Origin of the sequence: Helicobacter pylori FD535, assembly GCF_000296015.2 — a bacterium.
GTDB lineage: Bacteria > Campylobacterota > Campylobacteria > Campylobacterales > Helicobacteraceae > Helicobacter > Helicobacter pylori_CT.
In genome coordinates, this window is the sequence record NZ_AKHP02000067.1 from 20,423 (window position 1) to 32,285 (window position 11,863).

The following is an 11,863-nucleotide window of genomic DNA, read 5'->3' on the forward strand; positions in this document are numbered from 1 at the left end:
CGCGCTACAATCTCTCTTTTTGATTGCGGAGTATGGCGCAGCCTGATTAGCGCGCACCCTTGGGGTGGGTGAGGTCGTGGGTTTGAATCCCGCTACTCCGACCATGACTTTTTAAAAAAGCTTCAATTACTATCATTTCATTATATAATCACACCAAACAAACTGATTTTTAAACATGATGATTTAAAGGATTTCTGTTGAATCGTTTCTTTAACCGAGAGCTTTCATGGTTAGCTTTTAACACAAGGGTTTTAAACGAAGCCAAAGATGAGAGCTTGCCTTTATTAGAGCGCTTGAAATTTTTAGCCATTTACGACACGAATTTAGACGAATTTTACATGATAAGAGTGGCAGGGCTTAAACAACTCTATGAGCATAAAATCGCCTCTAAAGGCATTGATGGCGCAAGCCCTGAAGAACAATTAGAAAAAATCAAGCATTATTTAGCGCATGAAATTGAAGAAAGGGAATTAGAATTCCAAAAAATCCAAGCCCTACTCTTTAAAAAAGGGCTTTGTATCACCCCCTATAATGAATTGAATTTAGAGCAAAAAGCCAAGGCTAAAACCTATTTTAAAGAGCAACTTTATGCGTTAGTTTTGCCTTTTAAGTTGGATTCTTCGCACACTTTCCCGCCTTTAGCGAACTTGACTTTCGCGCTTTTTGCCCGCATTAAAGACAAAGAAACCCAAACCACCTCCTATGCGCTCATCAAACTCCCCTCTTTTATCTTCCGTTTTGTAGAGCTGGAAAAAGGCTTGTTCGTGCTGGCTGAAGAAATCGTAGAAGCGCATTTAGAAGAATTGTTTTTAGAGCATGAGATTTTAGATTGCATGGCGTTTAGGGTAACTTGCGATGCGGATATTGCCATCACTGAAGATGAAGCGCATGATTATGCGGATTTGATGAGTAAGAGTTTAAGGAAAAGGAATCAAGGCGAAATCGTGCGCTTGCAAACCCAAAAAGGGAGTCAAGAGCTTTTAAAAACCCTTTTAGCGTCTTTAAGGAGTTTTCAAACCCACTCTCACAAAAAGCGCAAACCCACCGGCATGCATGCCTATAAAAGCGCAATCATGCTCAATTTAGGGGATTTGTGGGAATTAGTCAATCATAGCGATTTTAAAGCGCTCAAATCGCCCAATTTCACGCCCAAAATCCACCCTCATTTCAATGAAAACGATCTTTTTAAATCCATAGAAAAACAAGATCTGTTGCTGTTCCATCCTTATGAAAGTTTTGAGCCTGTGATTGATTTAATAGAGCAAGCCGCTAGCGATCCAACCACCCTTTCTATCAAAATGACGCTTTATCGTGTGGGCAAGCATTCCCCCATTGTCAAAGCCTTAATTGAAGCGGCGAGCAAGATTCAAGTGAGCGTTTTAGTGGAATTAAAAGCGCGCTTTGATGAAGAAAGCAATCTGCATTGGGCAAAAGCTTTAGAAAGAGCGGGCGCGTTAGTCGTTTATGGCGTTTTCAAACTCAAAGTGCATGCTAAAATGCTGGTAATCACTAAAAAAACAGACAACCAATTACGCCATTTCACCCATTTAAGCACGGGCAATTACAACCCTTTGAGCGCTAAAATCTATACCGATGTGAGTTTTTTTAGCGCTAAAAATGAAATCGCTAACGACATTATCAAGCTTTTCCATTCCTTGCTCACTAGCAGCGCGACTAATAGTGCCCTAGAAACGCTTTTTATGGCGCCCAAACAGATCAAGCCTAAAATCATTGAACTCATTCAAAATGAAATGAATCACAAACAAGAAGGCTATATCATTTTAAAAGCCAACGCCCTAGTGGATAGCGAAATCATTGAATGGCTCTATCAAGCCTCTCAAAAAGGGGTTAAAATCGATCTTATTATTAGAGGGATTTGCTGTTTAAAGCCCCAAGTCAAGGGCTTGAGCGAAAATATCAGGGTGTATTCTATTGTGGGGAAATATTTAGAACATGCGCGCATTTATTACTTTAAACATGAAAATATTTATTTTTCTAGCGCGGATTTAATGCCCAGAAATTTAGAAAGGCGTGTGGAATTGCTTGTCCCGGCCACAAACCCAAAGATCGCTAATAAATTGTTGCATGTTTTAGAAATCCAACTAAAAGACACCTTAAAACGCTACGAGTTGAATTCTAAAGGCCGTTACGCTAAAGTTTCAAACCCTAACGATCCTTTAAATTCGCAGGATTATTTTGAAAAACAAGCCCTTAAAACCTTTTAAAGGTTATCGTTCAAACCATAAAAGATAAGGATTTAAATGCTTTATTCGTTATTAAAAAAATATCTTTTTAGCCTAGACGCTGAAGACGCGCATGAAAAAGTTTGTAAAGTTTTAAGAATGCTTTCTTCATCGCCCTTTTTGTGTAGTTTGATTCATTCTCAATGGGGTTATAAAAACCCAAAGCTTGAAAATGAAATTTTAGGCTTGCATTTCCCTAACCCTTTAGGATTAGCTGCTGGTTTTGATAAAAATATCTCCATGCTCAGGGCGTTAATTGCTTTTGGGTTTGGCTATTTGGAAGCAGGCACTCTCACCAATGAAGCGCAAGTGGGGAATGAAAAACCAAGGCTTTTCAGGCACATTGAAGAAGAATCCTTACAAAATGCGATGGGGTTTAATAATTACGGGGCGATTTTAGGGGTTAGATCGTTTAAGCACTTCGCCCCTTATAAAACCCCTATTGGCATCAATTTAGGCAAAAACAAACACATAGAACAAGCGCATGCCCTAGAAGATTACAAGGCGGTTTTAAATAAATGTTTAAACATTGGCGATTATTACACATTCAACCTTTCTTCGCCCAACACCCCTAATTTAAGGGATTTACAAAACAAAACGTTTGTGAATGAGCTTTTTTGCATGGCGAAAGAAATGACCCCTAAGCCTTTATTTTTAAAAATCGCCCCGGATTTAGAAACAGACAGCATGCTAGAAATTGTCAATAGCGCTATTGAAGCCGGAGCGCATGGGATTATTGCAACTAACACCACTATTGATAAAAGCCTGGTATTCGCTCCTAAAGAAATGGGGGGCTTGAGCGGGAAATGCTTGACTAAAAAAAGCCGTGAAATCTTTAAAGAACTGGCTAAAGCTTTTTTTAATAAAAGCGTTCTTGTTTCTGTGGGGGGGATTAGCGGTGCCAAAGAAGCTTATGAAAGGATTAAAATGGGAGCGAGTCTGTTACAAATTTATAGCGCTTTTATTTACAATGGACCAAATTTATGCCAAAATATTCTTAAAGATTTGGTAAAATTACTCCAAAAAGATGGATTTTTAAGCGTTAAAGAGGCTATAGGAGCGGATTTAAGATGAAACATTTTTCTGTTAAAAGACTTTTGAGGCTTAGTTCTGTCTTGTTAGTCACTTTAGGAGCGAGCATGCACGCACAATCTTACCTACCCAAACATGAGAGCGTTACCTTAAAAAATGGGTTGCAAGTCGTAAGCGTCCCCCTAGAAAATAAAACCGGGGTTATAGAAGTGGATGTGCTTTATAAAGTCGGCTCTAGAAACGAAACCATGGGCAAGAGCGGGATCGCTCACATGTTAGAGCATTTGAATTTTAAAAGCACCAAAAACCTTAAAGCCGGCGAATTTGATAAAATCGTTAAGCGTTTTGGGGGCGTGAGTAACGCTTCTACGAGCTTTGATATTACACGCTATTTCATTAAAACCAGTCAAGCCAACTTGGATAAGTCTTTAGAATTGTTCGCTGAAACCATGGGTTCTTTGAATTTAAAAGAAGATGAGTTTTTGCCTGAGCGTCAAGTGGTCGCTGAAGAAAGGCGATGGCGCACCGATAATTCCCCTATCGGCATGCTTTATTTCCGCTTTTTTAACACCGCTTACATCTATCACCCCTACCATTGGACACCCATTGGTTTTATGGACGATATTCAAAACTGGACTTTAAAAGACATTAAAAAGTTCCATTCGCTCTATTATCAGCCTAAAAACGCTATTATTTTAGTGGTGGGCGATGTCAATTCCCAAAAGGTTTTTGAATTGAGTAAAAAGCATTTTGAATCCTTAAAAAACCTTGATGAAAAAGCCATCCCCAACCCTTACATGAAAGAGCCTAAGCAAGATGGAGCCAGAACAGCAGTGGTGCATAAAGATGGGGTCCATTTAGAATGGGTGGCTCTTGGGTATAAAGTGCCTGCTTTCAAGCATAAAGATCAAGTCGCTTTAGATGCGTTAAGCAAGCTTTTAGGTGAAGGTAAAAGCTCGTGGTTGCAAAGCGAATTAGTGGATAAAAAACGCCTGGCTTCTCAAGCCTTCTCGCACAACATGCAATTACAAGATGAAAGCGTGTTTTTATTCATTGCGGGGGGTAATCCTAATGTCAAAGCCGAAGCCTTACAAAAAGAAATCGTAGCACTTTTAGAAAAGCTTAAAAAAGGCGAAATCACTCAAGCTGAGTTAGACAAGATCAAAATCAATCAAAAAGCTGACTTTATTTCTAATTTAGAAAGTTCTAGCGATGTTGCGGGGCTTTTTGCGGACTATTTAGTGCAAAACGATATTCAAGGCTTGACGGATTATCAGCGACAATTTTTGGATTTAAAAGTGAGCGATTTGGTGCGTGTGGCTAATGAATATTTTAAAGACACCCAATCAACCACCGTGTTTTTGAAACCTTAAAAGAGCCTTATAACATGCAATTTCATTCATCTAGCGCGTTAGTTACGCCTTTTAAAAGAGATTTGAGCGTTGATGAGGTCGCTTATGAAGCCTTGATCAAGCGCCAAATTTTTCAGGGCATGGACGCATGCGTGCCTGTTGGCACGACAGGAGAATCCGCCACGCTCACCCATAAAGAGCATATGCGTTGCATTGAAATCGCCATAGAAACTTGCAAAAACACTAAAACGCTCTCCAATTCGCGCATGAAAGTGTTAGCCGGCGTGGGCAGTAACGCCACGAGCGAGTCCCTTTCTTTAGCAAAGTTCGCTCAAAAAATCGGCGCGGATGCGATTTTATGCGTAAGCCCTTATTATAACCGCCCCACCCAACAAGGATTGTTCGAACATTATAAAACGATCGCTCAATCGGTGGAAATCCCTGTCATGCTTTATGATGTGCCAAGCCGAACAGGCGTGTCTATTGAAGTTCCAACCGCTCTCAAACTTTTTAGAGAAGTCCCTAACATTCAAGCCATTAAAGAAGCGTCTGGCTCTTTGAAAAGGGTAACAGAATTGCATTATTATGAAAAAGATTTTAAAATTTTTAGCGGGGAAGATTCACTCAACCACTCTATCATGTTTTCAGGGGGGTGCGGCGTGGTTTCAGTGACCGGTAATTTAATGCCTAATTTGATTTCACAAATGGTCAATTGCGCGCTCAAACTTGAATACCAACAAGCCCTAGAAATCCAAAATAAGCTTTTTCATTTGCACCAAGCCCTTTTTGTAGAAACCAATCCCATCCCTATTAAAATGGCTATGCATTTAGCCGGCTTGATTGAAAACCCAAGCTACAGACTGCCTTTAGTGGCCCCAAGCAAAGAAACGATTCAACTTTTAGAAAAAACTTTACAACAATATGAGGTAATTGCATGAATGGTTCCAATCACATGAAAAATAAAACCCTAGTGATCAGCGGCGCGACTAGAGGGATTGGCAAGGCGATATTGTATCGATTCGCTCAAAGCGGCGTGAATATCGCTTTCACTTACAATAAAAATGTTGAAGAATCCAACAAAATCATAGAAGATGTGGAGCAAAAATATTCCATTAAAGCCAAAGCCTACCCCCTTAATGTTTTAGAGCCTGAGCAATACACAGAGCTTTTCAAGCAAATTGACGCTGATTTTGACAGAGTAGATTTTTTTATTTCTAACGCTATTATTTATGGGCGTTCTGTCGTGGGCGGATTCGCGCCGTTTATGCGATTAAAACCTAAGGGGTTAAACAATATTTACACAGCCACTGTGTTAGCGTTTGTGGTTGGGGCTCAAGAAGCGGCAAAACGCATGCAAAAAATAGGCGGTGGGGCGATCGTGAGCTTAAGCTCTACTGGGAATTTGGTCTATATGCCTAATTACGCCGGGCATGGCAACTCTAAAAACGCCGTAGAAACCATGGTCAAATACGCTGCCATTGATTTAGGCGAGTTTAACATTAGAGTGAATGCGGTGAGTGGCGGGCCTATTGATACGGACGCTTTGAAAGCCTTCCCTGATTATGTGGAGATTAAAGAAAAAGTAGAAGAGCAATCACCCCTAAAACGCATGGGCAATCCTAACGATCTAGCCGGAGCGGCTTATTTTTTATGCGATGAAACCCAAAGCGGTTGGCTTACAGGGCAAACGATCGTTGTAGATGGCGGGACTACTTTTAAATAAAGATTTTTCTTGCAAAACATCATCCACATCCACCAAAACAAAGAGTTGCAATTCATTAAAAAATGCTTGTTGTGCTATTTTTTCGCCCCTTTGTGTGGGGCTATTCTTTTAGTGCTTTTTCTTGTGTCAAGCGGAGCGAAATCACTTCAAATTTCTAACCTCTTCAACCATCAACTAGCTTATATCGTTTTATTGTCTCTTTTTTTGTGCGCGCTTGGGTTTATTGCTGGAGCAATTGGTTTTTACAGGCTTTCTAAAATCACACGCCATCTGAGTTTTTTTGAAAATTTTGCTTTCAGTTTTTTGGCGGTGATTTTATGCGCCCTTTTAAGCTATCTTATCCCTAACGCCAGTAACGCTCTTTCGCTAATCGGTAATGGCGTTTCTATCTTTTATTTGCACAAACTCTATAGAGAATTGAGCCTTTACACGCAAGAAAGGTTTTTTTTAAGCGGGTTTAGGTTGTTGCTTTTTAGTTTCATGTTGGCTCTTTTAGGGATTTTAGCGCAAGCGTTAGTTATCATTTTTTTAACGATCGCTGTGGTTTTAATGTGTGTGGCGCTTGGCTTTTTAGGGCGCGCGTTTTTGAATTTTTCACAAGTCTTTTTGAAAGCATGAAAGTTTTAAAACTCCTGCCTAATTTTTTGACGATTTTACGCATTATCTTATCCTTGTTTTTATTATTTTTATTGTTAAACACGCGCACTTATTTTAGTTTTTTAACCCCCTTTCACATTAACATGATCTCTTCATTGGTTTTTTTATTTGCCGCGCTCACGGATTTATTGGACGGCTACATCGCCAGAAGCTATAAAGCCAAATCGCGCTTTGGGGAAATCTTTGATCCTTTAGCGGATAAAATCCTTATTTTGAGCGCGTTTTTAGGGTTAGTCCATTTGGATCGGGTGAACGCGTGGATCCCGTTTGTGATTTTAGGGCGTGAATTTTTTATTTCAGGGCTTAGAGTCTTAGCCGCTAATGAAAAAAAGGATATTCCTGTCAATGCGTTAGGCAAGTATAAAACCGTTTCTCAAGTCGTAGCGGTTGGCGCTTTATTGGCTGATTTAACTTACTCTTATGCGCTTGTGGCTGTAGCGGTTTTTTTAACCCTTTATTCAGGGATAGATTACACGATTAAATATTATAAATCTTAATGTTTTAGAAGAAGTTTTTAGCGTTCTTTAAAAAACACCTTAAAACTTTGCTCTCATCAAATATTGACAAACATTAACTTTAGCATTCTTTCGTTTTTTTAAATTTTATTTTCAATATTCAATTAAAAAAAATCATTTTATTTTATTTTTGTTATAATTCAAGCTATTTTTATTTTCAATCTAAGGAGGTGTCGCATGGACAATCAAAAGATAACGCATCAAAATACCACGCAAAAACAAGGCGAGCTTAAAAGAGACATGAAAATGCGCCATCTCTTAATGATTGCCTTTGGGGGAGCGATTGGCACAGGGCTTTTTGTAGGCACTGGAGGTAATATTGCGAACGCTGGCCCTTTAGGGACCTTGATCGCTTATTGTTTTGGAGGGCTTGTGGTTTATTGCATCATGCTCTCTTTGGGCGAATTGGCTAGCGTTTATCCCACTACGGGCAGTTTTGGGGATTATGCGGCTAAATTCATAGGCCCTGGCACGGGCTATATGGTTTTTTGGATGTATTGGCTTGGCTGGGTGATCACAGTGGCGTTAGAATACATCGCTATAGGCATGCTCATGCAACGCTGGTTTGCTGATATTCCTATCCATTATTGGGTTATTTTATGCACTGCGTTAGTTTTTTTATTGAACTTTTTTTCGGTTAAAATTTTTGCCGAGGGCGAGTTTTTCTTTAGCCTGATTAAAGTTTTAGCAGTGATCGCTTTTATAGGCATTGGCGCGATTGGGATCATTTATCAAATCTATTTGCATGGGTTTAGTTCTATTTTTGATAATTTCAATTTTGGCGATAAAGGGTTTTTCCCCAACGGGAGCGCAGCGGTTTTTAGCGCGATGCTCGCTGTCATTTTTGCTTTCACTGGCACAGAGGTGATTGGGGTGGCTGTAGGAGAGACTAAAAACGCTAGCGAAGTGATGCCCAAAGCGATTAAAGCGACTTTGTGGCGGATTGTCTTTTTCTTTTTAGGCTCGGTGTTTGTCATTTCTGTTTTTTTACCCATGAACGATTCTTCTATCACGCAAAGCCCTTTTGTGAGCGTTTTAGAACGCATTAATTTGCCTTTTATTGGCATGGGTATCCCTTATGTGGCTGATATAATGAACGCTGTTATCATTACGGCGATGTTTTCTACCGCTAATTCAGGGCTTTATGGAGCGAGTCGCATGATTTATGGGCTGTCCAAACAAAAGATGTTTTTTAAGGTTTTTTCCAAACTCAACCGACAAGGCACGCCCACTTATGCAATGTTTTTTTCCCTTTCTTTTTCCCTCATAGGGCTTTTAGTCCAAATTTATGCCAAAGAAAATGTCGTGGAAGCTTTGATTAATGTGATCAGTTTCACGGTGATTATTGTGTGGGTTAGCGTGTCTGTTTCGCAATATTCTTTCCGCAAGCAATACTTAAAAGCCGGGCATTCTTTAGAGGATTTGCCTTATAAAGCCCCCTTTCTACCCTTTTTGCAACTCATAGGGATCACCGGTTGTGCCATCGGCGTGATTGGTTCGGCTATGGATAAGGATCAACGCATTGGGATGATTTTAACGATTGTTTTTGCTATTGTGTGTTACATTGGATACTATTTTACACAAAAAACTAATGAAAATAACAAAAAAGATTTGATATAATCTCTTTTTAATTTTGAAGTTTAGCAAATTTTAAGGAAGTAACCATGATGAAAAAAACCCTTTTTATCTCTTTGGCTTTAGCGTTAAGCTTGAATGCGGGCAATATCCAAATCCAAAACATGCCCAAAGTTAAAGAGCGAGTGAGTGTCCCCTCTAAAGACGATACGATCTATTCTTACCACGATTCTATTAAGGATTCGATTAAAGCGGTGGTGAATATCTCTACTGAAAAAAAGATTAAAAACAATTTTATAGGTGGCGGTGTGTTTAATGACCCCTTTTTCCAACAATTTTTTGGGGATTTGGGCGGCATGATCCCTAAAGAAAGAATGGAAAGGGCTTTAGGCAGCGGCGTCATCATTTCTAAAGATGGCTATATCGTAACCAATAACCATGTGATTGATGGCGCAGATAAGATTAAAGTGACCATTCCAGGGAGCAATAAAGAGTATTCCGCTACTTTAGTAGGCACTGATTCTGAAAGCGATTTAGCCGTGATTCGCATCACTAAAGACAACTTGCCCACGATCAAATTCTCTGACTCTAATGATATTTTAGTGGGCGATTTGGTTTTTGCGATTGGTAACCCTTTTGGCGTGGGTGAAAGCGTTACGCAAGGCATTGTTTCAGCGCTCAATAAAAGCGGGATAGGGATCAACAGCTATGAGAATTTCATTCAAACAGACGCTTCCATCAATCCTGGAAATTCCGGTGGCGCTTTAATTGACAGCCGTGGAGGGTTAGTGGGGATCAATACCGCTATTATCTCTAAAACCGGCGGCAACCATGGCATTGGCTTTGCCATCCCTTCTAACATGGTTAAAGATATTGTAACCCAGCTCATCAAAACCGGTAAGATTGAAAGAGGTTACTTGGGCGTGGGCTTGCAAGATTTGAGCGGCGATTTGCAAAATTCTTATGACAATAAAGAAGGGGCGGTAGTCATTAGCGTAGAAAAAGACTCTCCGGCTAAAAAAGCAGGGATTTTGGTGTGGGATTTGATCACTGAAGTCAATGGGAAAAAGGTTAAAAACACGAACGAATTAAGAAATCTAATCGGTTCTATGCTACCCAACCAAAGAGTAACTTTAAAAGTCATTAGAGACAAAAAAGAACGCGCCTTCACCCTCACTCTTGCTGAAAGGAAAAACCCTAACAAAAAAGAAACCATTTCTGCTCAAAACGGCGCGCAAGGCCAATTGAACGGGCTTCAAGTAGAAGATTTAACTCAAAAAACCAAAAGGTCTATGCGTTTGAGCGATGATGTTCAAGGGGTTTTAGTCTCTCAAGTGAATGAAAATTCCCCAGCAGAGCAAGCTGGCTTCAGGCAAGGCAACATTATCACAAAAATTGAAGAGATTGAAGTCAAAAGCGTTGCGGATTTTAACCATGCTTTAGAAAAGTATAAAGGCAAACCCAAACGATTCTTAGTTTTAGATTTGAATCAAGGTTATAGGATCATTTTGGTGAAATGATAGAGGTGGGTTGTTGGTCGCATGTCTTTGATTAGAGTGAATGGGAAAGCTTTTAAACTCTCTTTAGAAAGTTTGGAAGAAGACCCTTTTGAAACTAAAGAAACGCTAGAGATTCTTGTTAAGCAAACGAGCGTTGTTTTATTGGCCGCTGGGGAATCTAAGCGTTTTTCTCAAACGATCAAAAAACAATGGTTGCGCTCTAACCACACCCCCTTATGGCTCAGCGTTTATGAGAGTTTTAAAGAAGCCCTAGACTTTAAAGAAATCATTCTAGTTGTAAGCGGATTGGATTATCTTTATATCAAACGCCATTACCCTGAAATCAAGCTTGTAAAAGGCGGGGCATCAAGGCAAGAATCCGTGCGTAACGCTTTAAAAATGATTGATAGCGCTTACACGCTCACCAGCGATGTGGCTAGGGGTTTAGCCAATATTGAGGCGCTCAAAAGTTTGTTTTTAACCCTCCAACAAACCAGCCATTATTGCATCGCTCCTTACTTGCCTTGCTATGACACAGCGATCTATTATAACGAGACTTTAGACAGAGAAGCGATCAAACTCATTCAAACCCCGCAATTAAGCCACACCAAAACGCTCCAATCAGCCCTAAATCGAGGGGATTTTAAAGATGAAAGCAGCGCGATTTTACAAGCTTTCCCTAATCGTGTGAGCTATATTGAAGGCAGTAAGGATTTGCACAAGCTCACCACGAGTGATGATTTGAAGCATTTTGCGTTCTTTTTCAACCCGGCAAAAGACACTTTTATAGGCATGGGCTTTGATACGCATGCGTTCATTAAAGATAAACCTATGGTTTTAGGGGGGGTTGTTTTGGATTGCGAATTTGGGTTAAAGGCCCATAGCGATGGCGATGCTTTGTTGCATGCGGTTATTGATGCGATTTTAGGAGCGATTAAAGGGGGGGATATTGGCGAATGGTTCCCTGATAATAACCCCAAATACAAAAACGCCTCTTCTAGAGAGCTTTTAAAAATCGTGTTGGATTTTTCTCAAAGCATTGGGTTTGAATTGTTTGAAATGGGAGCGACTATCTTTAGCGAAATCCCTAAAATCACTCCTTACAAACCGGCGATTTTAGAGAATTTGAGCCAACTTTTGGGTTTAGAAAAATCTCAAATCAGCTTGAAAGCCACTACAATGGAAAAAATGGGGTTCATTGGCAAACAAGAAGGGCTGTTAGTCCAAGCGCATGTGAGCATGCGTTATCAACAAAAACTTTAAACGT

General features: G+C 40.0%; 10 protein-coding genes and 1 tRNA gene. All 11 read left to right on the forward strand.

Going from position 1 to position 11,863, the window contains the following annotated elements; translation table 11 throughout:
- Window positions 1-26: 26 nt before the first annotated feature.
- The 11 genes from DV63_RS16620 (at window position 27) to DV63_RS16670 (ending at window position 11,859) form a co-directional block, all read left to right on the forward strand.
- Window positions 27-104, forward strand: a tRNA-Pro gene (locus DV63_RS16620).
- Between the two features lie 93 nt (window positions 105-197).
- On the forward strand, window positions 198-2,225 hold the full coding sequence (locus tag DV63_RS16625) for an RNA degradosome polyphosphate kinase (RefSeq protein WP_001078703.1): 2,028 nt from the start codon (window positions 198-200) through the stop codon (window positions 2,223-2,225).
- 36 nt (window positions 2,226-2,261) lie between these two features.
- Window positions 2,262-3,317 carry a quinone-dependent dihydroorotate dehydrogenase gene (locus DV63_RS16630; RefSeq protein WP_000967061.1) on the forward strand — a complete coding sequence of 352 codons (1,056 nt, stop codon included), beginning with the start codon at window positions 2,262-2,264 and terminating at the stop codon, window positions 3,315-3,317.
- A complete protein-coding gene (gene pqqE / locus DV63_RS16635) occupies window positions 3,314-4,648 on the forward strand; it encodes a zinc protease PqqE (RefSeq protein ID WP_000680241.1) in 1,335 nt (444 codons plus the stop codon). Before DV63_RS16630 ends, pqqE begins: the two co-directional genes overlap by 4 nt.
- A gap of 14 nt (window positions 4,649-4,662) precedes the next feature.
- On the forward strand, window positions 4,663-5,565 hold the full coding sequence (dapA, locus tag DV63_RS16640; RefSeq protein WP_001159602.1) for a 4-hydroxy-tetrahydrodipicolinate synthase: 903 nt from the start codon (window positions 4,663-4,665) through the stop codon (window positions 5,563-5,565).
- A complete protein-coding gene (locus DV63_RS16645) occupies window positions 5,562-6,350 on the forward strand; it encodes an enoyl-ACP reductase (RefSeq protein WP_001014521.1) in 789 nt (262 codons plus the stop codon). Before dapA ends, DV63_RS16645 begins: the two co-directional genes overlap by 4 nt.
- 9 nt (window positions 6,351-6,359) lie before the next feature.
- Window positions 6,360-6,968: a hypothetical protein gene (locus tag DV63_RS16650; protein ID WP_001179551.1), complete on the forward strand. Its 609-nt coding sequence runs from the start codon at window positions 6,360-6,362 to the stop codon at window positions 6,966-6,968.
- Window positions 6,965-7,504 (forward strand): CDP-diacylglycerol--glycerol-3-phosphate 3-phosphatidyltransferase, encoded by a 540-nt coding sequence (gene pgsA / locus DV63_RS16655; RefSeq protein ID WP_017179838.1) that lies wholly within the window; start codon window positions 6,965-6,967, stop codon window positions 7,502-7,504. The genes DV63_RS16650 and pgsA overlap by 4 nt, the downstream gene beginning before the upstream one ends.
- A gap of 195 nt (window positions 7,505-7,699) precedes the next feature.
- A complete protein-coding gene (locus DV63_RS16660) occupies window positions 7,700-9,142 on the forward strand; it encodes an amino acid permease (RefSeq protein WP_000370064.1) in 1,443 nt (480 codons plus the stop codon).
- Between the two features lie 44 nt (window positions 9,143-9,186).
- A complete protein-coding gene (locus tag DV63_RS16665; protein ID WP_000976628.1) occupies window positions 9,187-10,617 on the forward strand; it encodes a Do family serine endopeptidase in 1,431 nt (476 codons plus the stop codon).
- A gap of 21 nt (window positions 10,618-10,638) precedes the next feature.
- Window positions 10,639-11,859 carry a bifunctional 2-C-methyl-D-erythritol 4-phosphate cytidylyltransferase/2-C-methyl-D-erythritol 2,4-cyclodiphosphate synthase gene (locus DV63_RS16670; protein ID WP_000053019.1) on the forward strand — a complete coding sequence of 407 codons (1,221 nt, stop codon included), beginning with the start codon at window positions 10,639-10,641 and terminating at the stop codon, window positions 11,857-11,859.
- The last annotated feature ends 4 nt before the right edge of the window (window positions 11,860-11,863 follow it).

What these genes read in the sequence shown, in the direction of transcription:
- DV63_RS16645 (WP_001014521.1), top strand. Translation starts at nt 5,562, where the DNA reads ATGAATGGTTCCAATCACATGAAAAATAAAACCCTAGTGATCAGCGGC.
- DV63_RS16630 (WP_000967061.1), top strand. Translation starts at nt 2,262, where the DNA reads ATGCTTTATTCGTTATTAAAAAAATATCTTTTTAGCCTAGACGCTGAA.
- pgsA (WP_017179838.1), top strand. Translation starts at nt 6,965, where the DNA reads ATGAAAGTTTTAAAACTCCTGCCTAATTTTTTGACGATTTTACGCATT.
- DV63_RS16660 (WP_000370064.1), top strand. Translation starts at nt 7,700, where the DNA reads ATGGACAATCAAAAGATAACGCATCAAAATACCACGCAAAAACAAGGC.
- dapA (WP_001159602.1), top strand. Translation starts at nt 4,663, where the DNA reads ATGCAATTTCATTCATCTAGCGCGTTAGTTACGCCTTTTAAAAGAGAT.
- DV63_RS16665 (WP_000976628.1), top strand. Translation starts at nt 9,187, where the DNA reads ATGATGAAAAAAACCCTTTTTATCTCTTTGGCTTTAGCGTTAAGCTTG.
- pqqE (WP_000680241.1), top strand. Translation starts at nt 3,314, where the DNA reads ATGAAACATTTTTCTGTTAAAAGACTTTTGAGGCTTAGTTCTGTCTTG.
- DV63_RS16670 (WP_000053019.1), top strand. Translation starts at nt 10,639, where the DNA reads ATGTCTTTGATTAGAGTGAATGGGAAAGCTTTTAAACTCTCTTTAGAA.